At 52.3% G+C, this 24,263-nt stretch carries 22 protein-coding genes and 1 tRNA gene; 8 read left to right on the top strand and 15 right to left on the bottom strand.

The window, feature by feature from the left end; translation table 11 throughout:
• Nucleotides 1-285 precede the first annotated feature (285 nt).
• Both FJ147_15885 and FJ147_15890 read left to right on the top strand, forming a co-directional pair.
• Nucleotides 286-885 carry a hypothetical protein gene (locus FJ147_15885; protein ID MBM4257361.1) on the top strand — a complete coding sequence of 200 codons (600 nt, stop codon included), beginning with the start codon at nt 286-288 and terminating at the stop codon, nt 883-885.
• Complete coding sequence (locus FJ147_15890) at nt 833-1,897, top strand: matrixin family metalloprotease (GenBank protein MBM4257362.1); 1,065 nt, start codon at nt 833-835, stop codon at nt 1,895-1,897. The genes FJ147_15885 and FJ147_15890 overlap by 53 nt, the downstream gene beginning before the upstream one ends.
• 323 nt (nt 1,898-2,220) lie before the next feature.
• Here the strand turns inward: FJ147_15890 and FJ147_15895 are convergent, their stop codons facing one another.
• From FJ147_15895 to FJ147_15935, 9 genes are all read right to left on the bottom strand, one after another.
• Nucleotides 2,221-3,300: a quinone-dependent dihydroorotate dehydrogenase gene (locus FJ147_15895; GenBank protein MBM4257363.1), complete on the bottom strand. Its 1,080-nt coding sequence runs from the start codon at nt 3,298-3,300 to the stop codon at nt 2,221-2,223.
• Nucleotides 3,301-3,893: 593 nt separating this feature from the next.
• Nucleotides 3,894-4,358: a DUF4275 family protein gene (locus tag FJ147_15900; protein ID MBM4257364.1), complete on the bottom strand. Its 465-nt coding sequence runs from the start codon at nt 4,356-4,358 to the stop codon at nt 3,894-3,896.
• Nucleotides 4,355-5,050: a ribonuclease III gene (rnc, locus tag FJ147_15905; protein MBM4257365.1), complete on the bottom strand. Its 696-nt coding sequence runs from the start codon at nt 5,048-5,050 to the stop codon at nt 4,355-4,357. Before rnc ends, FJ147_15900 begins: the two co-directional genes overlap by 4 nt.
• Nucleotides 5,051-5,137: 87 nt before the next feature.
• A complete protein-coding gene (gene mtaB / locus FJ147_15910; GenBank protein ID MBM4257366.1) occupies nt 5,138-6,460 on the bottom strand; it encodes a tRNA (N(6)-L-threonylcarbamoyladenosine(37)-C(2))-methylthiotransferase MtaB in 1,323 nt (440 codons plus the stop codon).
• A gap of 179 nt (nt 6,461-6,639) precedes the next feature.
• Complete coding sequence (mnmA, locus tag FJ147_15915) at nt 6,640-7,797, bottom strand: tRNA 2-thiouridine(34) synthase MnmA (protein MBM4257367.1); 1,158 nt, start codon at nt 7,795-7,797, stop codon at nt 6,640-6,642.
• Between the two features lie 21 nt (nt 7,798-7,818).
• Nucleotides 7,819-8,970 (bottom strand): cysteine desulfurase, encoded by a 1,152-nt coding sequence (locus FJ147_15920; protein MBM4257368.1) that lies wholly within the window; start codon nt 8,968-8,970, stop codon nt 7,819-7,821.
• Nucleotides 8,971-9,140: 170 nt separating this feature from the next.
• Nucleotides 9,141-9,791 carry a protein-L-isoaspartate(D-aspartate) O-methyltransferase gene (locus FJ147_15925; GenBank protein MBM4257369.1) on the bottom strand — a complete coding sequence of 217 codons (651 nt, stop codon included), beginning with the start codon at nt 9,789-9,791 and terminating at the stop codon, nt 9,141-9,143.
• Nucleotides 9,767-10,534, bottom strand: coding sequence for a 5'/3'-nucleotidase SurE (surE, locus tag FJ147_15930; GenBank protein ID MBM4257370.1), 768 nt, complete (start codon nt 10,532-10,534; stop codon nt 9,767-9,769). Before surE ends, FJ147_15925 begins: the two co-directional genes overlap by 25 nt.
• Before the next feature lie 69 nt (nt 10,535-10,603).
• Nucleotides 10,604-10,677, bottom strand: a tRNA-Pro gene (locus tag FJ147_15935).
• 155 nt (nt 10,678-10,832) lie between these two features.
• On the opposite strand from FJ147_15935, the gene FJ147_15940 reads away from it, so the two are divergent.
• Nucleotides 10,833-11,243: a GFA family protein gene (locus tag FJ147_15940; GenBank protein ID MBM4257371.1), complete on the top strand. Its 411-nt coding sequence runs from the start codon at nt 10,833-10,835 to the stop codon at nt 11,241-11,243.
• Nucleotides 11,244-11,529: 286 nt separating this feature from the next.
• Here the strand turns inward: FJ147_15940 and FJ147_15945 are convergent, their stop codons facing one another.
• Complete coding sequence (locus tag FJ147_15945; protein MBM4257372.1) at nt 11,530-11,763, bottom strand: hypothetical protein; 234 nt, start codon at nt 11,761-11,763, stop codon at nt 11,530-11,532.
• Here FJ147_15945 and FJ147_15950 point away from each other — a divergent pair.
• The 5 genes from FJ147_15950 to FJ147_15970 all read left to right on the top strand — a co-directional run bounded on the left by FJ147_15950 (nt 11,744) and on the right by FJ147_15970 (nt 15,922).
• Nucleotides 11,744-12,505, top strand: a complete 762-nt coding sequence (locus FJ147_15950; GenBank protein ID MBM4257373.1) for an HAD family phosphatase — start codon at nt 11,744-11,746, stop codon at nt 12,503-12,505. The genes FJ147_15945 and FJ147_15950 overlap by 20 nt on opposite strands.
• Before the next feature lie 166 nt (nt 12,506-12,671).
• Nucleotides 12,672-13,526: an alpha/beta hydrolase gene (locus FJ147_15955; protein ID MBM4257374.1), complete on the top strand. Its 855-nt coding sequence runs from the start codon at nt 12,672-12,674 to the stop codon at nt 13,524-13,526.
• A 195-nt stretch (nt 13,527-13,721) separates the two neighbouring features.
• The gene (locus FJ147_15960; GenBank protein MBM4257375.1) at nt 13,722-14,513 is read left to right on the top strand and encodes an SDR family oxidoreductase; all 792 of its coding nucleotides are present in this window, start codon (nt 13,722-13,724) and stop codon (nt 14,511-14,513) included.
• Nucleotides 14,514-14,533: 20 nt separating this feature from the next.
• Complete coding sequence (locus FJ147_15965; GenBank protein ID MBM4257376.1) at nt 14,534-15,295, top strand: histidinol phosphate phosphatase; 762 nt, start codon at nt 14,534-14,536, stop codon at nt 15,293-15,295.
• Nucleotides 15,296-15,364: 69 nt separating this feature from the next.
• Nucleotides 15,365-15,922 carry a hypothetical protein gene (locus tag FJ147_15970; protein ID MBM4257377.1) on the top strand — a complete coding sequence of 186 codons (558 nt, stop codon included), beginning with the start codon at nt 15,365-15,367 and terminating at the stop codon, nt 15,920-15,922.
• 132 nt (nt 15,923-16,054) lie between these two features.
• Here the strand turns inward: FJ147_15970 and FJ147_15975 are convergent, their stop codons facing one another.
• The 5 genes from FJ147_15975 to FJ147_15995 form a co-directional block, all read right to left on the bottom strand.
• A complete protein-coding gene (locus FJ147_15975) occupies nt 16,055-16,273 on the bottom strand; it encodes a hypothetical protein (protein MBM4257378.1) in 219 nt (72 codons plus the stop codon).
• A gap of 141 nt (nt 16,274-16,414) precedes the next feature.
• Nucleotides 16,415-18,109, bottom strand: a complete 1,695-nt coding sequence (locus tag FJ147_15980; GenBank protein ID MBM4257379.1) for a thiamine pyrophosphate-binding protein — start codon at nt 18,107-18,109, stop codon at nt 16,415-16,417.
• A gap of 245 nt (nt 18,110-18,354) precedes the next feature.
• Nucleotides 18,355-20,310 (bottom strand): hypothetical protein, encoded by a 1,956-nt coding sequence (locus FJ147_15985; GenBank protein MBM4257380.1) that lies wholly within the window; start codon nt 20,308-20,310, stop codon nt 18,355-18,357.
• A gap of 96 nt (nt 20,311-20,406) precedes the next feature.
• A complete protein-coding gene (locus tag FJ147_15990) occupies nt 20,407-22,851 on the bottom strand; it encodes a hypothetical protein (protein MBM4257381.1) in 2,445 nt (814 codons plus the stop codon).
• 37 nt (nt 22,852-22,888) lie between these two features.
• Complete coding sequence (locus tag FJ147_15995; GenBank protein MBM4257382.1) at nt 22,889-24,082, bottom strand: hypothetical protein; 1,194 nt, start codon at nt 24,080-24,082, stop codon at nt 22,889-22,891.
• Nucleotides 24,083-24,263 lie beyond the last annotated feature (181 nt).

Genomic DNA, 24,263 nt, shown 5'->3' on the forward strand with positions numbered 1-24,263 from the left:
GCCAGATACGTACAGGTGCAATTCTTCGGCGTGCTCACCAAATATTCGACGTACTGCTTCTTGGTAATCATATCCCTAAAATGATACTTGTGGTCCTCAAGCGTAAGTCCTGGATAGGATAACCTGGGAGGAAGAAGCAAATGAAAATCCCGTTGACCGAGAGGGGTTTCCTGTTGACCTTGACCTTCTGATACAATCACTGCCGCCGTCACTGTGAGATCAAAATGTTTCTGTTGCTGGTGGGAAAAGATAGCACAGAAAGACGCGACGATGGAGGGTTCACGCATGCAGATAGTTACGCGCACACAGCCTCAATGTCAGGCGGCATCGAGCAGAGCGTCAGTTTCCTGTGTGCCATACAAGCGGCTCTTTACGGGCAAAGTTGCTTTCTGGGTGAGCGTTGTCGCACTGTTGGCGGTGTTGGCGCCGCTGGCGCAAGCGACGGTCATTATCCCAGTATCTGAGAACGACCTCGCGCGAGAAGCTGCTGCGATCGTGATTGGGCAGGTGAAAAGAATTGACAGCTATTGGGACGAGAGTGCAAAGCAAGTATTTACTCACCTCACCGTGACTGCACAGGAAGTGGTGAAAGGGGAGGCGAGCGTAGGTGAATTCACGATCAAGCAGCTAGGCGGCAAGGTGGGAAACGTGCGTTCATGGGTCGACGGTTCTCCTGAATTTCATCTCGGCGAGAGAGTGCTGCTCTTCCTCGACACGAACCCCGACGGCAGTGCCCGTGTGGCCCATTTTTATCAAGGAAAGTTCTCGCTCTTCACCGATAGTGATACAGGAACAGAGTTTGCCTATCGCGGAGAAGCGCCGGTGGGAGTTCATGTTCTGCAGGACACAAGAAGCGCGCGCCCAGAGCAGCGCGACGAGCAATGATTTCTATGAAGTCGCGGCTCTGAAGGCACGCATCTACGCTACGCTGAGCGCCGAATCGCGCGAACAACGTGCCGCTTCTGCGCCGTTGCCTCTGCAGCCGCTTCCCTCGGGAGTCGCAATCGACGATCAAGAAGATTTCGTCTTGATTAACTTTCCCCCGATCCGTTGGTTTGAACCCGATAGTGGCTCTCCGGTTGTTATGGCTCTCAATCCCACCAACGTCTTTCCGACAGGCGAGGAACAACTCGACGCGGGATTGCTAGCATGGAATACCGCTCGCCAGTCTACCTTTCGTTTCACCAAAGGTGTGACCACGACTTCCAAAGGGTTCTCTGCCGATGGGGTGAATGCAGCTTCTTTCAACGATCCATCAGGACAGCTTCCTGACCCGGTGAATTGTACTGGTGTCTTAGCTGCGGTTTCTTATGTGACAGTCTCTGATGAGAGCCGAACTTTACATGAGCAAACGTTCGCGCGTCTTCTTGAGGCTGACCTTGTTTTTGCCAACGGCTGGGACAACTGTGTCGCATTCAAGAGTCCGTCAAACATTGCCGAAGTCGTTACGCACGAGCTTGGTCACGTCTTAGGCCTTGGGCATAGTACGAATCCTGAGGCAACGATGTTTTTCCGAGCGCACTTCGACGGACGCGGGGCGACGTTACATCCTGATGACGAAAGTGGCGCGGCGTTTCTGTATCCTGACGCGTCGTTTCCTCCCTGTACCTATTCGATCTCGCCGGGAAAGCGGTCGCAAGGAAGTGTTGCTGCCTCGGCGAAGATTTCGGTTTCGACCCGCGACGGCTGTGGATGGGTGGCTGCGAGCACGGTTCCGTGGATTACCATTACCGAAGGAGCGAGCAGTAGCGGAAAAGGGCAGGTCATCTATACAGTGGGCGGACATAGTGAGAAAACTGCACGACGAGGTGCAATTCTTGTTGCTGGTAAGACCTTCACGGTGACCCAGAAAGGCGTGTCAACACGGAAAGGAATTCCCAAGTTCTTTGCGCGATAAACATCAACACGCGACACTCGGCTTCAGTTCTCAGCTAAACCAGACCTGAGAACGTTTGTACATTTTACAAGGCAGGCTCCGAGCCGTGTCATTCTGAGCCCTTCGACAAGTTCAAGATAAACTACGCGAAGAGTCTCTCCGAGAGACCATTTTTATCACTCAGAGTGACAACGCAAGTATACCAACCTTTCATGGTTCGATTGAGAGGGACGAATATCGCACGTGTTGTGCTTCTGCCCGCATACTGCCTATCGGTCAGATCAGGAGATTCCTGTTTTTGTTGAACGCTGACGACTGCATGTTCGCTGATTGTGTTTCCACGTTTACACATCCTTACCGATTGCGTCGCGAATATGACTGAGTCGATCTTGGGAGAGGCGTGCGATCAGACCATGCACGATCGTGCGCGGAACGAGTGGCCCGCGATAGATCAAACTGGTGTAGATCTGAATGAGTGAGGCTCCGGCGCGAATGCGTGTGTATGCATCCTCAGCCGAGAAGATGCCACCGACACCGATCAGCGGAAGTTTTCCCTCAACTGCACGATAGAGAACACGGAGAACCTCGCAGGCACGAGCAGTCAGCGGTTTGCCACTTAAGCCCCCTTCTTCGGAGATTTGTGTTCGTAAGGAGGGACGAGTGATCGTTGTGTTGGTAGCGATGAGACCGTCGACACCAACCGCCAGAGCGACACGGGCAACTTCTCGAATGTCATCATCAGTGAGGTCGGGCGCAATTTTTACCAGGAGCGGTTTCGGTGGAATCCGAACCTGTGTGGACAGTTGCCGGTTTCGCGTGTGGAGAGTTGTCAGTAAGCGTCCGAGGCGCTCGGATTCTTGCAACTTGCGCAATTCTGGGGTGTTGGGAGAACTCACATTCACAACAAGATAGTCGGCAAAAGGAAACAATTGCTCAAGACTGAAAAGGTAGTCATTCTCGGCCTCATCGAGCGGTGTCACTTTGGACTTGCCAATGTTAAAGCCCAGAGGAATTGGATGCGAGTGGGTGGGAGGAAGGAGGGAGCTGAGGCGCTGAGCCACGGCTACTGCACCGTCATTGTTGAAGCCTAAGCGATTAATAAGCGCTTCATCATGTTCAAGACGAAAAATCCGTGGCTTGGGATTCCCTGGTTGTGCTTGGGCAGTGATCGTTCCCAGTTCAGCGAATCCGAATCCCAAGCTCGACCAGACCAGAGGGGCGGCGGCATTTTTGTCGTACCCAGCGGCGAGCCCTACCGGGTTAGGAAAATGCAACCCCCACACGTGCTGACTCAGTCGCGCGTCAGAAGGTGGGGCAAGAGAAGCTGGGACAGTTTGTAAAAATCTGAGCGCACGAATGGCAAAATGATGTGCTTGCTCAGGATCGAGAGAAAATGCGAGTGGGCGAAGTAGAGAATAGAACATCTAATCCCAGCTCTCAAAAGATAGGAGCGTTTGCGTGTCACCCTGAGCGGAGCGAAGGGTCTCTCGGAGAGATTCTTCGCCGCTCCACGGCTCAGAATGACAGGGCGCTCAGATTCGGAAACGTTACCATCAAAAGAGACTTGGTATAAGAGCTGCGGTTAGAGATTGGTGAGGAAAGAAAGAGCGGAAGAATCGGAGAAGCGGCGAGACACAAGACGAAAGAGCGAAACGGTGAATGGGTGAACCGGCGGCCACCAGTCACAACTTAAGGAAAAATCCTTGTGTTTTAGGTGGAGCGCAGCGCGTCTGGGTTCCTTCTCCTTCCGGGAGAAGGAACCCATAAGGGTAGGTTTTTTATCCAAGCCTCAATTGGCGCGGATTTCCCCTCGTGAGGATCCGCGTGTTCGTCATGCCCGCGCAGGCGGGCATCCAGGAGCTTCACCCCTGTACGATTGCGTATTCTCCCTGGATTCCCGCATTCGCGGGCATGACGTCTCGTCTTTTCTCAGCGTAAAAGCCTACCCCTAAAAGGCCTTCTCCCTGCGGGAGAGGGAATGATGCTGCTGCGAACGGCTTAAGTTGTGAGTGATGCATCACAACTTGATCCTCTGCCATTCCCGGCGAGCGAAATATGGCCCATGCCACGGTTGGTCGGACGTAAACACCATTGTCCAGATAAAGTCTGGTGGCGAAATATACAGATCTCGCTTGAGCGATGAAAAGTCAGGGGGCGTCGCTCCTGTGCATCGTAGCCCTGGTAGGGCGTCATCTTCAGGGATGACGAAGAAGTCTGGGACTTCGATACGTGAGTAGAGGCTCACGGCAGTCGCACCCTCACGGCACACTGACTGTTTGGTGCTGAAGACGTGCCAATCCCGATCACTCGACTGCCGACGGCTGGCTTGTGTCTTGGGACGAAGGGCAAACGTTGCTCGCCACTGTTGCTGGAGCTGCGGTTTTTCCTGCCGACTGATCTCCGCAACGGCAACACCCTGCTGCTGAACGTAATCGATGAACTCGTCTACGGACAAGCGTACCACCTCCGGACGTTCTACTATTCCATTTCCTGATTCTCAAGTCGTAGTAATTCCAATGTTTGCAAGGCTGCCGCTTGGTCGGCACTTTTTTTATTCTGTCCTTCGCCGCGGCCGTATTGTTTGCCGGCAATGGACACCTGGCTGATGAAGATCTTTTGATGATCAGGCCCTCGCGCCTCGACGACCTGGTAGACTGGGGTCTCACGAAAAATCTTTTGTGTGATCTCTTGCAGCCGGGTTTTACAATCGAACGTTTCTCCCTGCAGTTTTCCTTCGAGGTCTTCAAAAAAGTGGCTGGCAACTAACTCTCGTGCAGGCGCAAACCCGCCATCAAGATAGACTGCGCCCAAAACCGCCTCATACGCTGCGGCGAGAATGGATGGTTTCTCTCGTCCACCACTACGGTCTTCGCCACCGCCAAGGCGAAGCCATTTCCCGAGCGAAATTCTTGCACCTTTGATTGCCAGCACCTGTGCATTCACGAGCGATGCGCGTGTTTTCGACAGTGTTCCTTCGTTTGCGTCAGGGAACCGGCGCATAAGTAAGTCGCTCATCGCGAGACTGAGCACGGAATCGCCGAGAAACTCCAATCGTTCATTGTGGCTTTCGCCGAGTTGCAGTGGCGCGGAACGATGCGTCAGTGCGAGCAGAAGCAATTCCTTGCGTTGAAAGGTATAGGATAGCGTTGCTTCGAGTTCGGAGAAGTCTTGCATAGGACAGTGAAAAGTTAACCGTGAAGAGTTAAGAATGAGGGAGCGCGAACGTTTCTCTCCAATTCTTCACTCTCAATTCTTCATTCTTTACTCGATGGTCCCCCATGCTGTTTCCCCGTTCGTCCGCTCAATAGTGACCGCAACTTCTCGATTCATGCACTCGTCTCCCCCAGGAGCGAGTACCCGAATGTAATTACGACTGTAGCCTTTGAGCAGGCCGGTATTGCGGTCTCGGGTGTGTTCAAACAGCACTGGTAACGTCTGTCCCACAAACCCACGTGAGAACGCGGCTTTCTTGACTTCACCCAATTTGCGCATCTGACGAGCACGGGCGTCAATCACCGGTTGCGGGACTTTGTCTGGCAATTTGGCCGCGGTCGTGCCACTGCGCACTGAGTACGGAAATACGTGAAAATACGTGACAGGGCTGTTCTCTAAGAAGGTAACGGTTTGTGAAAATTCTTCGTCACTCTCACCTGGAAACCCGACGATGAGATCGGTGCCAAAAGAAGCCGCTGGCAAGGTTTCACGGAGCTGGGTGAGAACCTTGCGCGCAAGCGTGGTATCGTAGCGCCGCCGCATGCGCGCGAGAGTCCGATCCGCGCCAGCCTGTAACGGAATGTGCAAATGGGGACACAGGGTCTGTGATTGTGACAAAAGGCGAATCAGATCATCGTTAATCTCGTGCGGATCAAGCGAACTGATACGGATGCGCGGCACGGGTTTCCGTTCTTCGATTGCTTCCAAAAGCCACACTAAATTGACTTGCGGGTCGAGATCTTCTCCATAGCCACCGAGATGGATTCCAGTGAGGACAACTTCTTGAAATCCTTGTGCGGCGAGGAGGTCTAGTTGTTCCAAAACGGTTCGCGGTGGGACACTGCGACTTTTCCCACGAGACGTGGGTACGATGCAGAAAGTACAGAACAGGTCACAGCCCTCTTGAATCTTGAGAAACGCCCGCGTTTGGCCACTAAACGTCATCGCACCTAAGGTATCGACGCGAGGGGTTTCTCCCGACGTACGTAAATTACTAACGGACACACGCTCTAACGCGACGTCGTTGCTGACTGCACGCAAGAGATCGTCAAGTCGATTGAGGCCGATGACGTAATCGACTTCTGGGACTTTTGCCACCGCCTTCGGGTTTACCTGTGCATAACAACCAGTCATGATCACGCGGGCAGTGGGACTCGCTCGTTTCGCCCGCCGTGCGAGTTGGCGACTTTCTGCGTCTGCCTGGTTCGTGACCGTGCAACTATTGACGATATACACGTCAGCGGTGTCTGAGAACGGCACGATCTCGTGACCGACATTGCGAAGACGATCTTCGATTGTAGCGGTATCGTACTGATTGACTTTGCAGCCAAGAGTGGTGAGAGCGACGCGGAGCGAGGAAACCTTTGACATGACTATTTCAGTATTCTTTACGTGAGAATTCAGACGTGCACGTTACGACGCGGCATTACAAAAGTGTCATTCTGAGCCCTTCGACAAGCTCAGGATACACTCCGCGAAGAAGCTCTCTGCGAGACCCGTCACTTCGTTCCGGGTGACACAGACAAAGAGGTAGATGCTTACTGCATAAGCTACAACGCTTTTTCAATCCACCCTCCACCTAATACACGGTCTCCTTCATAAAACACCACAGCTTGTCCAGGTGTCACGGCTGGATACGACTGTTGGAACCATACGTCAGCTTTGCCGTGATCTCCTGGGACGATCCGTGCAGGAATCATGGGGTGACGATAGCGAATCTTGACACTGGCGGTGATTTCAGTCTCTTGTGTTCCGACAACCCAATTGACGCCATGAGCGACGAGCCCGCGCGTCATTAATCGGTTTTTCTCACCTACCGAAACCCGACCAGTTTGAGGATCAATATGGGTGACGTACCGAGGCTTGGTTAACCCGCCAACACCGAGGCCACGACGCTGACCGATCGTGAAGCGATGAATACCGTCATGCGTTCCGAGGACGCGCCCTTCGTCGTCGACGATTTCGCCTGTGGTGACGCGCTGCTGACGCGTTGCGGCGAGCCGTTCTTCGATAACGCGAGCATAATTGCCATCAGGAACAAAACAGATGTCCTGGCTTTCTGGTTTCTCAGCGATATTCAGTCCAAGGGCCCTCGCTTTGTCGCGCACTTCGCTCTTGGTGAGATGCCCTATGGGGAACAAGGTGCGTGCGAGCTGTGCCTGACTCAGCGTAAAGAGAAAATAGGATTGATCCTTTCGCTGGTCTACCCCACGTAACAAGTGGTATTGGCCGGTTGCTTGATCATGCTCAATCCGGGCGTAGTGACCAGTGGCGACAAAGTGTGCATCAAGCTCACGCGCCCGTTGCCACAGGACATCAAACTTCAAGTCGCGATTACACAGCAAGCACGGGTTCGGCGTTCGTCCACGGAGATATTCATTGGTAAACACATCGATTACACGGGCGCGAAAGACCTCTTTCAGGTTCAGGACGTAGTAGGGAATGCCGAGTTGCTCTGCGACGCGGCGAGCATCTTGAAAATCATCAATCGAACAACAGCCGCCGTCATGTCCATCTGTGTTACCGGCGAGGAGCATGGAAATGGCGATGACTTCATAGCCGGCTTCGACCAGTAAGGCTGCAGCGACGGCGCTGTCAACGCCACCGCTCAACGCCGCCAAAACTCGCCTGGGGTGTTGGGTGTTCGGTGCTGGGTGCTGGTACGGTCCTTCAAGCTTTGGACTTTGTACGTTGGACTTGAGACTCATTGGTGTATTACTCGTTACTCGTTATTGTAATCGTGCTGCACGCACGCGCTCGACGACCCCTGGAAGCACGTCAAGCACTCGATCAATCTCCGCTTCGGTTGTCTCCTTGCCCACACTAAACCGGAGCGCACTCTTCGCGGCTTCAGGATCACGACCAAGCGCTAAAAGTACATGAGAAGGTTCCAAAGAGCCAGCCGCACACGCCGAACCGGTAGAAACCGCAATTCCGGCCAAATCGAGCCCCATCATTAACCCTTCACCGGTGGCTTCAGCAAAGCCAATGTTGACGGTGTTCGGTAGACAATCCTGAGTTGGACTATTCAGACACGTTCCTGCAATACGCTGGACGATACCAGCTCGCAAGCTGCTTGTTAGCCGCAAATAATGTGCAGCGTTGGTTTCGAGTTCTTGCGCAGCAAGCGTAGCGGCTACGCCAAAACCAACAATTGCGGCGACGTTTTCTGTCCCGGCTCTTTTCTCTCGCTCTTGTGGACCGCCATACATAAGCGGCGTGATTCCTGTGCCTTTGCGGACATACAAAGCTCCGACCCCTTTGGGTCCGTAGATTTTATGCGCCGAGAGCGAGAGGAGATCGACTCCTAGGGTATTGATGTCGACCGGCAGCTTGCCTGCGGCTTGCACAGCATCGACATGAAACAGAATCTGTCGCTCTTTGGTAACGCGGCTTAAAGCGGCAATGGGTTGAATCGCGCCGATTTCATGATTTGCGACACTGATGGAGACCAGGACTGTGTCCGGGCGAATGGCCGCACTGAGATCGTTGGTACTGACTCGTCCTTCGTTGTTGACCGGTATCTGCGTAAATGAGACTCCACCATCGGCCAACGCCTGCAAAGGTTCGAGAATCGACGAGTGTTCGATTGCGGTGGTGACCACATGAGACCCTTGGCTACGCTTCGAACGGAGAACTCCAGCTAAGGCGAGATTGTTACTTTCGGTCCCGCCACTGGTAAAAAGAATCTCCGTCGCGCGACAGTGGATCAAGGCTGCTACGTGTTCACGTGCTGTTTCGATTCCTTGCTTTGCTCGACGCCCTGCCCAGTGCACGCTTGAGGGGTTACCAAAGTGTGTGTGCAGATACGGCAACATCGCCTCTACGACTTCTGGGCGGACGGGAGTGGTCGCGTTATAGTCGAGGTAAATGGGGCGCATGTGCACTACTACTTCATTGCAAAAGATTTGCAGAGCGAGTTAGGGAGGCGTCATTCTCGCGAGAGCGGGAATCCAGGTAGGTTAACGTATAGCTTCTACTGGAGGTTGCTGGATGTCCGCCTGCGCGGGCATGACGAAGGCACCTCCATCCGAATCAATGCGCTGGCTTCCTACGTTTCCCACCCATATTCCCCGCGTAACTTTACAAAGCGGCACTCACCAAAGTACTCTTCTTGCAATCCTGAGCGTTCCTTCCAGATACGGACGAGCGTCTGAAGTTCTTCTTCGCCTAAGGGCATAACGATCCGACCACCCATCCGCAATTGAGCAAGTAACGGGCGCGGAATTCCAGGCGCTGCAGCACCAATGATAATGGCATCAAACGGAGCTGCCTCAGACCAGCCAAGCGTTCCATCGCCGACGTGCACGGTGACATCTTGATACCCAAGGCGAGTAAGAACAGCCTGCGCGCGTTGCGCTAAGCTTTGCGATAACTCAACCGAACAGACCTGGACGCCTTGCTCGGCGAGAATCGCGGTGAGATAACCCGATCCGGTACCCACCTCTAAGGCATGTTCTCCTTCGGCAAGCTGTGCTGCTGATGCCATCAAGGCGATCATATAGGGCTGTGAGATGGTTTGCCCTTCACCAATCGGCAACGGATGATCTTCGTAGGCTTGATCCTGGACCGACGCGTCGACAAACAAATGCCGAGGAACACGCCGCATTGCCTCCAGGATGAGCGGATCGTTGATGCCGCGCTGCACGAGCTGCTCTTCAACCATACGGTCGCGAGCTATGGTGTACTCATCGAGTGCCATGGGAGTTGTAATCCGTGTAGTTCTTGCAATGCACGATAGTTGGTCAGGTCGACATGTAATGGCGTCACAGAAATAAATCCATCGTGGACAGCGACACAATCTGTTCCTTCATCAGGATCGAAGCCGAGGTCGTCGCCACCGATCCAGTAGTATTTTCGACCACGTGGGTCAACGCGGACTTCCATCGTTTCTGCGTATCGTCGTTTGCCTTGTCGCGTCAAGAGGAAGCCTTTAATCTCTTCGCGTGGAATATTGGGGACATTGACGTTCAATAACGTATCTGACGGCATGCCTTGTTCAATGACTTCTCGTGCAAGCACTGCGGCGAAATCGGCAGCCGGAGCAAAGTGATGCGGCGTTCCTCGCATCACCAGGGACATCGCAATCGAAGGAATTCCGAGTAACGAGCCTTCCATCGCAGCAGAGACCGTCCCTGAGTACGTAATGTCGTCGCCGAGGTTTGCGCCTCGATTGATACCAGAAACAACTAGATTCGGTCGGATTGGGAGAAATCCCTTGACTGCGAGATTGACGCAATCAGTCGGGGTGCCGTTTACAGCAAACCGACGTGGGCCAATCTCATCGATGCGCAGTGGACGGTGCAGCGTTAATGAGTGGCTGACTGCGCTCTGTTCGCGGTCTGGGGCAACGGTGTAGATCTCACCAATTTTCGCTAAGGCAGCTTCCAATGCATGCAGACCTTCAGAGTGAATACCGTCATCGTTGCAAACCAAAATAATCATGGTGGTATTTCAACAGAAACAGGACGAATAAGAAAGGCGACCGTTGGGGCGATCGCCTCTGATCACGAATCGGGGTGAGCCGATTTGAACGGCCGACCACTCGCACCCCAAGCGAGTACGCTACCAGGCTGCGCTACACCCCGACAGCATGCAACTTACGTCCGCCTGTCTTATCGTCTCTCCTAAAAAGGGGCAAGAGCCTGGCCTTGATTGAGCGACTTTGCCATTGAGTCATCGAGCCAGTAAAAAATTTTCTCAATCACTCAATGCCCCGATCTCCCGATGACTCACTCCCTCGATTGCTGTAACTCAATATTCGTTACTGACAGGAGGTGTTGTGCCTACATACCAAGGTGGCTGCCATTGTGGCCGCGTGCGATTTGAGGTGACAACCAACTTTGAGCAAGTGGTTGATTGTAACTGTTCGATTTGCACGAAAAAGGGGTTCCTCCACTTGATTATTGACCCGGCCCAGTTTCGTTTGCTGACTCCGGAGGTGCAGATGTCTGTGTACCAATTCAATACCAAGACTGCCAAACATTACTTTTGTTCGGTGTGCGGGATTCATTCGTATTACGTTCCGCGTTCGCATCCCGACAAGATCGATGTCAATGTTCGCTGTTTAGAGGGGATCGATCTGCAAGCGCTTACCATTCAACCGTTCAACGGGCGTGAATGGGAGGCCAGTCGGCATACGCTGGATGAGTAGGGGATAGATCGAACCACGGAAGATTGGTACAGTTCTGCTGGAAATCGTAGTCAGTTGGCGCGCTTCGCACGCCCTACAACTGCTCATGAAGTTATGAGACACGATACTAGTAGTCAGTCATGTTGATTCTGCGGGGTGAACGTAGTGGCGTCATGCCCGCGCAAGCGGGAATCCAGGGAGGTTAAGTCGCGGCCCCTGTTTGAAGATCCTGGATGCCCGCCTGCGCGGGCATGACGAAATCGACCCCGCAAATTCAGTGTGACTGACTACTAGGCACGAGAGGTATTTAACCCAAGTCTAACGTGACAAATCGATACCCAAGCGACTTGCCATGCTTGACGAGAATTGGCCGGACCGCCGGATCGAGGATACGGGCGAAATCCTCGTGCGGTGCCTGGATGCAGGCCATTTTGTCTTTCATTTCAACCCGGATGCGATAGGCGGGAAGCCCGAGCGACTGAAATATCTCTACCCAGGCTGCGGATGGGTCAGTGAGATCAATGCTCAGTTCTTTGCTCATCACCAGTGACTATAGCGCAAAGGCATGGCAAGCTGAACCCTACGATTGCGCATTGAGGAAGCGAGTGCATATGGAGAAGCAAAAGTTTGGCGTTATCTTCGATCTGGATGGCGTTCTGATCGATTCTGAAGGGCTGTATTATCGAGCATACTCTGAGGTGCTCAAAGACTATGGCGTGACAGTCTCACGTGAGGAATATGAGACATACTGGATCGCGCAGGGGAATGGTCCGGAATATATCGTCGAGAAGCACAATCTTCCTGTTGCTCCGGAAGAATTACGCCAACTGCGTTCTCCGATTTATTTGGAACTCTTAGAGCGTGAAGTGACACTGATGCCCTACGTGGAAGAGGCATTAACCGGGCTCGCACCGCATTTTGCTCTGACTGTCGCGACCAACAGTAACCGTGAGCACCTCGATGCGGTGCTCCGCCGCATGAATATCGCGAAGTTCTTTCCTCTGACTGTTGCTCGACAAGATTATCGACAAGCAAAGCCTCAACCCGATGCGTTCCTAACTGCAGCGGCGAGACTTGGGCTGGCTCCGAGACAATGCGTGGTCATTGAAGATACCTACAAGGGTGTAACGGCTGCTGTTGGTGCAGGCATTCGCTGTATTGCGGTGCCGAATGAATACACGCTGCGCAATGATTTCAGCAAGGCAAGCCTTGTTTTGTCGAGTTTGAAGGAATTGACGCCTGAGGTGATCTTGGAACAATTAAAAATGAAGAATGAAGAATGAAAAATTAGGAAAAACGGACACACTGAGAGGCGGCCTTATTACGTCAGTCCATCCATTTGACATTTTGCATTTTTGATTTTTCATTGCGGCTGTCCCTTTCCTCGGTTCTCAATTTCCACTATTCTGTCCGCCGCTACGGCCGTACGAGCATGAAGGAGGGATTTGCATGACGGCACAATTCACTGATCGTTATGTGCAGGCAAATGGGCTGAAGTTTCACTACCTTGATTGGGGAAACCCGGAGAAACCACCGCTCGTGCTGCTCCACGGCGTGGGGCAGACATGTCATACGTGGGATCTGTTTGCGACCGCAATGTCACCGAACTTCCACATCATGGCGTTTGATCAACGTGGACATGGTGATACCGACTGGGCACCCGACAAGGATTATTCACGCAAGACGATGGTGAGCGACATCGTCGCGTTTACGAACGCGCTCGGCCTCAAGCGCTTCTTTCTGACTGGGATGTCAATGGGTGGAGCGAATTCGCTGTCATTCACCGGTAATAACACCGACAGAGTCGAAGCGTTAGTCGTGGTTGACGTTGGTCCCCGAGTAGAGAAAGAGGGCGTGCAACATATTCGCGATTTCATGACCAACTATCGAGAATTTAACGACCTCGATGAAGCGGCTGCGGTTATTCATCGTTTCAATCCGCGTCGACCCCTCGAAGTCATCCGCAAGTTTACGTGTGTGTACAATCTGAAACAGTTGCCCAGTGGCAAGTGGGGGTGGAAGTATGACACCTATTTTAGTCAGGGACATGCACGGCCAGTTGACATCAAGCAAATGCATGATGAACTGGCGGCTGACGTGAAGAAGATCACGTGCCCGACACTGCTTGTGAAGGGTGGCGAGAGCGATGTCTTTTCTCTCGATGGCGCAAAAGAATTCCAAGAACTAATCCCTGGATCTGAATTCGCCCTGGTGCCCAAAGCCGGTCATTCTGTCATGGGAGATAATCCGGCAGGGTTCGAGTCTGCAGTGCGCACCTTCTATACGAAGAAAGGATACCTCTAGAAGAGGTGACAGGTTACTGGTTACAGGGAACAGTACTGAGAAGAAAGAGACAAAGAGGTTCCCTGCTGTACCAATTTGGCTTCTCTTTAGGCGATTTCCGAAAAAGGGGATACCCGAGATAGGGGATATTCTTTCCAAAAAATCGCCTTACTGTAACCTGTCCCCTGAAACCTGTTCCCTAAGAGGAGTGACTCCATGGAGTTAGGATTAAAAGGAAAAGTCGTCATTGTTGGTGGTGCGAGTAAAGGCATTGGTCGCGCGACAGCTTTAGGCTTTGCGAGGGAAGGGGCAAAGGTCGCGATCAGTGCTCGTGACCCTGGCCAATTGCAGACCACTACGGACGAAATCCGCAAAGAGACCGGGGCGGAGATTCTGGCCATTCCCGGTGACCTCTCGAAAGCTGATGCAACGGATAAACTCGTCGATGAAACGGTCAAGAAGTTTGGTACTATCCACGTTGTGGTGGCGAATACCGGTGGGCCGCCGCTTGGCGGCTTTACTAATATGAAAGATGAAGATTGGGAAAGCGCCTTTTCTTTGAACTTCCTCAGTACTGTACGCCTCTTTCGCCGCGCCATTCCGTATATGGAAAAGCAGAAGTGGGGACGGTTACTGAGTGTGATGTCGATGTCGGTAAAAGAACCGATCGATGGTCTGATTCTCTCGAATGGCGTACGTCCTGCAGTTGTGGGGATGGCCAAAACTCTCTCACGCGAAGTGGGAAAACATAACATTACAGTCAATACGATTCTTCCTGGTCGTATTCTGACGGATCGGTTACGCAGTGGCATTGCCGCGCGGGCGCAACGCACGGGGAAGACCATCGATCAGGCACTGGAAGATAGCGGTGCCGACGTTCCGCTTGGCCGTATTGGTGATCCACAAGAAATGGCGAACGTGATCGTTTTCGTCGGTTCGGAAGCCGGAAGTTATGTGAATGGAACCGCGATTCAAGTTGATGGTGGACTGTTGCGAGGGCTTTTATAGGAACTCGGGAAACGTCGTCTATGGATCAAGTCCTGACCGCAGCTATCGAGGCCGCCAAAGCTGCCGGTGATGTCGCTCTGCACTATTTTCGCACCAATCTTACGGTTGAGACGAAAGCCGATCGTACACCGGTGACGAAAGCTGACCGTGAATGTGAGGCGAAGATCACGGAAGTGTTGAGTGCACGGTTTCCTGCATATGGCTTTCTGGGCGAAGAACTCGGCGAACGTCAAGGACAAACCAACGCGCGATGGATTGTCGATCCTATTGATGGTACGAAGAATTTCATTCGTGGAATTCCGTTCTTTGCGACACTGATTGCCCTTGAAGAAGATGGAGAAATCACTGCTGGTGTGATGTACGCTCCCGCAATCAACGATTTGCTCTATGCCCGGAAAGGGCAGGGAGCTTGCGTGAACGGTCAGCCGGTGCGCGTTTCTGAGGTTGCGGAATTGCGCGAGGCGATGCTCATTCATGGTGGATTGAAGGATCTCAAAGTCAGACCTTGTTGGGAACCGTTTTTGCAATTAGTCGAACGCACGGCACGACAGCGTGGATTTGGCGATGCGCTTGGTCACAGTGTGGTGATTGCGGGACGTGCTGAAGTTGCCCTCGAACCGGAAGTAAAGCCGTGGGACTTGGCCGCAACAAAGATTCTTATAACCGAAGCTGGTGGACGATTTTCTGACTTTGCGGGAACCGATTCCATTTATACAGGAAGTGCCGTCATCTCGAATGGCCGAGTGCATCAGATGGTGGTGGATATTTTGTGCGGGAGATAAATTATGGATGCCCCGATCGAAATTGTCGAATTTTCTGACTATTTGTGACCTTGGTGTTATCCTGCAGCGGTGCGCTTGCAGAAAATCAAGGAACGCTTTGGTGATCGTATAACGATCCGCTGGCACCCTTTTGCCCTGCGTCCGCAATACGACCCAACTTCGTTTCGTTTCAAAGATAGTTATGTCGAGGGTGCCTGGCGTCGCATCTCCGGAATGGTTGCGTCAGAAGGTCTTACCTACAACATGTGGGATAAAGACGAGTTTCCCCGCTGGAGCATGCCAGGGCTTGAAGCAGGAGTCGCGGCGCAGCGACAAGGCGAGGACGCCTTCCATCGCTTTCATCTCGGACTGTATCGTTCTTTTTTCACCGAGAGCAAGAGTCTCATCGATAAAGACACCCTCATCAACGTGGCACGGGAGGCTGGCCTTGATATGAACACCTTCCTCCATGACATCGATGACCATGTCCTCCAGGAGTCGGTGCGTAAACAATGTGAAGAGGCAACCGAGACGTATTTCGTGACAGCAGTTCCGACAGTGATCATCGGGGGAAAACGGCGACGGATCGGAATGGTCCCGCCAGAAGAATATTTGCAGGACTTGGCGTTACTTGGAGTGAAGGAGTAGCGGTGTGGGGCAAAGCGGAAACACGACGTGAAAGTGTCATTCTGAGCAGAGCGAAGAATCTCTCAGAGAGACCTTTCGTTTCACTCAGGGTGACAGCACGAGTGTATGAATCTTTCGTGGTCCGATTTAGTATTACTTCCGTGCCCCTTTTTTCTTTTCCTCTGCCACTGGCTGAGTAACGATACGGTTTGTGATCTCTTCTTTCATCGCCTCAAAACATTCCTGACACACTTCCGCTCGCCAGCTCCAGGTTGATCGGTTCGGCTGCTCCGTGACCTCGATAGAAAAGTTCAGGAGTGCATCAAGATTTTCAACTTCGACGTTGCAACGGTCACAGAAGACTTTGACCATGATTTTCGACCCTCAAGTGCTCTAGGTGTGAGAAGTTTTTCATGAGCTTGAGCGAAACAGAAACGGAGAAGCGGTGACTCAGAAAACTTCTTCTTGCCGCTTCTCCGTTTTTTTCTTCCTACTTGCCTTTTCCCTATCTTGCTAGCCTACCGCTTTTGTCGAACCCAGGAGGTTTCCACCTAAGGTTGGGTGGCCGATGCGTTTATCACCGACAACGTTGACCAAGGCGGTTTTTCCGGATTTCAATGCGCGTTCTAATGCCGGAATAATTTCTTCGGGCTTTTCGGCGTGTTCTGTGTGGACACCCATCGGTTCGAAGACTTTGTCGTAGCGGATGTTCTGAATCATATCGAACGGTTTGGTACGACCTTTGAGAATCGGCATCGATTCGAATGACGGGCCCCACGAGCTGTTGTTCCACAGCAGTGTGACGATCGGAATTTTGTATTTCGCGGCGGTTTCTATATCCATGCCACCGATCCCGAGGCCTCCATCTCCACTGACGATAATGACTTGCTTGCCTGGGCGACCGAGTTGTACGCCAATACCCATGCCAACGCCGTGTCCCACCGGTGCGAGCGGTCCAGCATCGACAATCTGTCCCATTTCATGAGCCGTGAACCACTGACTGGTGTACCCGCTCAGCGTGAAGCTATCGATAATGAGCGATGCACTTTTATCGATCACTTTCATCAGGTCGCTGGTCAGGCGGTCTGGATGAATCGGCGTATTGTTCGCGTATTTCACTGCCCGCTCTTGGATGAGCTTCTCGTAATTGCTGCGAATATCCGCCATCTGCTTGGTCCAAGGGCTCTTTCGCTTCGTGCTGAAATCGAGCTTCATTTCTTTGATCTTCTTGATGATCTGTCGGAGCACGAGCTTTGGATCGCCGACGATACCGACTTCTGCAGGCACGTGCCACCCGACGCGCTGTGGTGTGGCATCGACTTGCACATAGGTGGCTTTGTCACTCCAGGTCGGTGGCTCACCGAATTTCTCACCACTCCAGTAGCGGAAACCGACCGCCAGTACGAAATCTGCTTCACCGGTGAACGGCTTCTTCCACGCACCACGAATTGCCAACGGATGAGCCTCGTCGACTGCACCTTGGCCAGCACGGCGGCAGTACACTGGGGTACTGGTGAGTTCTGCGAGTTCTTTCATTTCTGCTGCAGCATCAGACCAGAAGATTCCGTCGCCACCAGCAATAACTGGCCGTTGCGCTTTGAAGAGTAACTCAGCCGTGCGTTCGATCGAACGTGGGTCACCTTGCGAGCGCAATTCGTCTGGCCCGTAGACTTTTGCACCCCTCCGCTGCTTCTTCTCGTCATCGACGTGATAAAGAATGTTCTGCGGAATTTCTAACAAAGAGACGCCTTGCGGTGGGTTGATGGCTTCACGAAAGGCTTGGCGCAGATCAATTTCGATGGTCGACCAGTCCAAGACGCGTTTGGCAAATTTGGAAAAACTCCGGACTACATCTGACCCATACGCTTCTTGGAACGAACCAATATAATCTTCCGTTGTTGGATGCTGACCCGAGAGGCACACGACTGAACTATTGGTGAGGCCGGCGACACATAACCCGGTGACCGCATTGGTCAAGCCGCAGCCGGCAGTGACGCAACAGACTCCAGGTTGGCCCGTGACGCGTGCATATCCGTCTGCAGCATACGCACATGCTTGTTCATGTCGCATGTGGATAAGATCCACATCATTGTTCATGAGGTTTGCAAGGATCGGAAACGTATGTCCGCCGTTGACCGCGAACATATACTTCACCTTTTGTTCTTTGAGAATGCGCCCGATAAGCGCGCCTCCATCTACACTCGCCATTCGTAAGTCCTCCTTTCGGGGTTTCGGCGGGGCATCTTCCCATATTCTCTGCAACAAAAAAAGGGAGTCTCGGGGTAAGCCCTCCCTCGGTTTGGGAACCGTGGTATGTGTTACGTGTTACGTGTTACGTAGTGAGTAACTTTGTGGCTTCGGCTGCATGCCACGCAAGACGCATCACACATTACCTTCCTACATAATATAGTACTGCAAGCGAACCCAAGCCGTATCACGGTCCGCATAATAATTCAGCAATGAGGCATCGGTCTGGAAACGACTACCGGCATACAGCGCCATTCCTGCGAACAGATCGAGATTGTCAAAGTACAACCTTCGCCAAAAAACTGTACCAGGAACAAGTGTTGTTTGGCGTTGAGCGAATAGGCATACGCCCACAAAGGTTCTAATCGCCCTCTGGCAAAGAAGCCCGCTCCTGACAAGGTCAAGAGGTGTTCCCAGCGTTGATGGCGATCGAATGGGGCATTGGTAAACGTATTGAGCGCACTTGGGCGATTGTTGTTCTGGTACGTCATCAGGTGTTGTACGGTAAGGAACCATTGGTCTGTGCCAAACGTCCCCGGTAGGAAACGCAGGGGGCGCTGAACATCGAAACCGATCATACTACGCCATACGGATGTCCCCGACTTCGATTTCTTGGTTATCGCTCTGAGGCCTGGACAGGTAATCCCACCATTGGGGCAGGGATTGCCAAATTCGTCGCGGCCCTCACCATTGCGTATAAGCTGCGAGCTATTATTCCGCACTGAGAAGTTCCGTGGCTCGTTTGTAGACCAGCTTTGCTCTAAACGAAATACGCCTCCTGTATAGTCGGAATCGTTATAGGTCGTGGTGAAGCCAAAGACATGTGTCCAGGGATAATAGTGGAAGGTTGGCAAACAAAATGTGCCAGTCCGGTCGTTATTGAGGTTCCCATCGGCATTGTAGCCGTAGGCATCCCCACCGTGCAAAAATGCCGCTTTATTCTGCTTCATGCAGACATCGAACCATTGCGCGCGTTGAGCGTGATCAGTGGCCAGGAAAGCGGGGAAGTCACTGCGGAGAACACCAGTCCCAGCACCGTTGGGGCCAAGTGCGCTTCTATCCCACGCTGCACCCCATTCGATGCCAGCGGCAGGGTCGGCCTTTTTGAATAGATAGTTGAGCGTAAAGTTGAGATTGCCGAACGCTGTACCAAGAAGGCGAGTACCAATCATGCTGTTTGCCCACTTGGTACCACGGATCTGGTGACGTGAGCCATCGATGTTGTACACGAAACTGAAACGATCGCCGGCAATATGTGGTGAACAACGGGGATTGGTACAGCCAAAATCTGGTGCGTCAGTTTTTGCGTTAGGGCCGACCCGCAACAAGGACCAAGGGTGGCGAACTCTACTGTATTTTTTATTGATGCCTGAGGCGTGAATGAAGTTCACGCCATCTGGCGCATCACGCAAGAGATCCGGGGTACGATACTGCAAGCCCCAAGCGCCTTCGATGAGGAGGTGGTTCGTGTTTGGGCGCCAACGCGGCGTGTAGAAGAGTTCCCATTTGACATTAGAAAACTGTGCTCCAACAGTGCCAATGTCATAGAGGAACTTGGCTGCCCAAATCGGAGTGCGAAAGTCATCAAATGCCTCACCGACGAATCCATTCTGATCGATCCGTAAGGGGTTGATCATGTCGATGGAACGGAAGAGGGCGGACTGCCCCCACACAATCTGTTGTTTCCCGAGCCGCAGTGAAAGTGCGTGATCAAACACGTCACCGAAGTCCATATCTAGATGAATTTCGCGGATGTCGTTTTCGGGAAACAGGAAACGATTGGTTTGCTCGTCGTTGTACAATTGGCGATATTTGTCACGAATGAGGTACACAGGATCCATCCGGCCACGATAGAGAAAAGAAAAATCAGCCCTCCGAATAACTAGAACTGCATACAGACCTAAGAGCTTTCTGTTGGTAACGAGGTCTTCGTATTGATATTCGAGTCGCAGTTCATTACGCCACTGCACCCATTCGGCGTTAGTCGTTGGGTCACCTTTGAACTGCATCGTTTGCTGCATTTCATATACGAGTTGGACGTCCGAGTTACCAATCCGGGTTGTTGCGTACCCGTGCGTTGGCACCTTGGCGAGCCCTACTGCGGTAAGGAAGCTGAGGAGTATTTTTATGCCGTTGTGGGCTATCCTCTGCTTCGCAGTCATTTTTTCCTCATGAAAATAAAAAGGGCGGGTTCATCACCCGCCCTTCGTTACAGCAGATTGGAGGGGTAGTTCGTGAAACGCCCCTCTGCTTGTTGTTTATCCGATAATTCCTTCTTCTGCAGCGCGGAGGAAGAACTTCGGCTTCAATAGCACCAACAGCGCAGGCACGAAGGTAAACGAGCCGAAGAAGCTAATAGCCATCCACAACGCGAGCAGCATTCCCATTTCTGAGCAGAAGCGAATGTTCGAGAATGCCCACAGGAGAGTGGCCATGACCAGTGTGATAGCGGTGAAGCCCACGGCTTTCCCTGAAGTGGCCAATCCTCTACGGACCGCTTCGGAGACCGCCTCGGTCTTCAATTCCGTCTCGGAGGCATTTTTTCTCGCTCCTCGGAGTTGCTCCATAACATGGGGAAATTCCTCGACCGCTCGGCTGACAATGTACAACGCATAGTCGATACCGAATCCAACGCCCACTGTCACAATCGGTAGGGACTGTAGGTTAATTCCGATATTGGCATACGCCATATATGCGTTAACCACACCATTCGCGAGGAACAAGCCGATCATCATCACCAGTGCAGCTACGGCTGAACGGTAGGTGAACATCACGATCAGGAAGATCGTTCCGAAGCCCAGCAGGTTCATGAGAATATCGTTCTTGACGATTTCTTCATTCGCTGCTCCAGTGACGCCAATCAGGCCGCCAGCAAGACGGAAGTCGGCTTTATCCATCGGATTTTCAGCCACGAACTTTCTCGCAGAATCAATGAGACGAGCGACGTTGTCTCCTTGGTGGTCACGGGCATAGAAGGTAACGTGCGAAACGCGGTAGCTGGGGTCAAGGAACCGTGACGTTTCGCCCGGAGGAGCGCCAGCAAAATAGTAGAAGAACAGCGAGCTGATTTTGGGGATTTCGTGCGGAACCACCGACCAGCGCGGTTGCAGATCATAGAAGGTCATGTTGATGGACTGCACGATATCAGCCAGAGAAAAGCTGTAGCCAACCGATGGATCACGTTCCAGTTGACGCTGGAACTTTTCCATCGTGCGGAGAACTTGTGGCTGCTTCAGCACGTCCTTATCGCGTCCTTCGACGACAATAATCAGCGGCTCGATGCCGCCAAAATACTTCTGGATTTCGAGATGCGATTGGTTGTAGGGAGAATCTTCGTGTAACAGAGGGGTCGAAGCCGTTGGGTCACCGAAGGTGAGATGGCGAATTTGTGTAAGAGAAATGAGAAAGGCGATAACCCAAAAGGCGACGATAGCCTTAGCATTCAAGGGCTGGACGATCCAGGTTGCGCATGTATTCATCAACTCCTGGAACCAGCCCTTTTCGCGGGTGAGTACTTTCTCTTTCTCGGGAGCTTTGAGGTAATAATAAACAATCGGGTTAAGCAGCAGTTCGCTGATCGCGACTGAGGCCACCCAGATCGAGGCGGAAATGGCAATGCGTTGGAGGATAACGACCGGGACAACAACGATTGCGAGCATTCCCAGGGCATCGGTAATAATACCGCTCATCGTTGGTACGAACAGCTCCGCAAACGCAGCGATGATGGCTTTTTCCTTATCCCAGTTCCATTTGCGATATTCTTCATAGTAGCGATCGTGCATCTGCACCGAGTGGCTCACAGCACGAGCGGTGACGAAGAAGGGGATTACGAGGGAAAGTGGATCCATCGAATACCCCATCATCGATTGCATGCCGAGACCCCAAAATGAAGAAATTAGACCGGTAAGGGTTGGACGGAGGGCGCCGCGCCAGTCATGAAAGTACATATACAAAAGAATCCAACAAAAGACGGTTGCGCCGATAAAAATGTAAAACACTTCATTGGCGTAATAATAAATCCAGCCGTAGAGCTGCGGCTCGCCTGCGACCCAAATTCTATGTTCATCGGTTTCGAACGGCTCGATAACTTCGCGTTTGACCTGATCGAAAATGCGGCGATAATCGAGACGGCCTTCGATAAAGTTGGCCTTGATCAGCAGAGCTTGCCCGTTGAGAGAGACAAGCTGACCGTAAATCGAGTCTGTGTTGTAACAAATCTTCTTAATCTCTTCGACTTCTTCATCGCTCTTCGGCGGACGGCGCATAACTGGCGGTGTGGCAATGGTTCCGCCTAAGACGGTAAGATACCGTGTGGTGCGATGACCAATCGAGGCAATCTGGTCGTGGTTGACACCAGCGACCTTATCCATCGCCTGCGTCATGTCGTAGATCTTCTTGAGCATGTCTTTAGTAAAGACATCCCCCTTGCTGACTGCCATCATGACGTTGACGTTGTTCGCTCCACCAAACTGGTCGGCAAATTTGAAGTGCACCTGCACGAAGGGATGGCGGTATGGCAACAAGTCGTTGAAGGCGGTGGCCATTTCCATTCCTGACGCCTTGTATGCCATAAAGGCGGTAAAAAGCGTCGACATGATCAAAATCGGAATACGCGACTGGATCAGCTTTGCTCCGATACGATACAGCGCCGCTTTACTTTGCGCCGCTTCTTCAACTGATGACAGTTGTTTATTCTCTGCCACGGTAAATTCTCCTTTTGCTCTTGTTAAGAGAGTCTAGTTATCCTTTTTCTCCACTGAGGGTTTGCCACGAGACTCCCGCATCATTCGAGAGCAAGATCAATCCTTTACCTCCGACCAGCACTCCGTTCCCTTCAGGAGAAAAAGCGATACCGTTGATCCAGGTAAACACGCCACCTGGTGCTTTAGAATGGCTCCAGTCTGCACCGTTATTATCCGAGTAGAGGATAAGGGCATTGGTGCCGGTCGCGACAATACGCCCATCTTTTCCCGGATGGATAACATTGTAGAGGTGAAGCGGCGGTATATCTGGCTTATCGCCTTCACGCGCGATCCAGCGCCATTTCTTGCCACCATCCTCAGTCACAGCGACAGCACCGGCGGCGCCGACAGTGTAGCCATGATTGGCGTCATGGAAACGAACGCGGAAAAAAGCGCCCAGGTTCATGACGTCCTTTGTGCCACCTTTTTCTACCAGCGCATCAAGCAGGCTTTCATGTTGGGCGTCCCACGTCTTTCCACCATCGGAGGTGTGCCGGATGTTGCCGTACTCACCGACAATCCAGCCGGTATTTTGATCGATGAAATGGACGCCGTAGTAGATAAGATCGGGAACCGCGAGCTTGGTTTCTTCGGAAAGACCAACCTGTGACACTTCCATGCGCTCGACATTCCAGGTTTCACCACCATTGCTGGTCCAAAGCCAGGTTGATTCGTCACCGCAGGCCCAGCCATAATTTTGGTCGGCAAAGGAAATCGAGAAGATTGCTTTGTTCGTTCCAGATTTTTGTACGGTCCAGGTTTTACCACCGTCACGGGAGTTAATTATGGCTCCTTGATGACCGACTGCCCAACCATTCTCTCCGATAAAGGTGACTTGGGTAAGACTCGCATCTATCGGGCGAGGTGCAATCTCTTTCCAGCTTTTTCCGTTATCTTCACTACGGAGAATCCGACCATCATAACCGACAGTGACAAACGTGCTGCCGCTGACATAGGCAACGTCGAAGAACTTATCGGTCCGTTGGATAAGATCGGTGTTAAGCTGAACGCCGTGGTCTCCCTGTTGACAACCCGTTAAGGGTCGTGTTGTCACACAGGCAAAAACTGCTGCGAGCAGGATCAGGCGTTTCCGAGAACGCCTCCCTCCCTTGTCAACCATAAGTACAAACCTCCCTTTGCGTGGAAAAAGCGAGTATATCCCCTCGATGGGAATTTTAAGTGACCACGTCATTTCCTATTTTTTTAGCAAAAAGTCAAGAGTAAGGGTCGCCACCGCTAACATTAACAGGACTTACGCTTGAGGACCACAAGTATCATTTTAGGGATATGATTACCAAGAAGCAGTACGTCGAATATTTGGTGAGCACGCCGAAGAATTGCACCTGTACGTATCTGGCCGAGCATTTGGAAGA

Source organism: Deltaproteobacteria bacterium, from assembly GCA_016874775.1.
Taxonomy (GTDB): Bacteria; Desulfobacterota; Binatia; order Bin18; family Bin18; genus VGTJ01.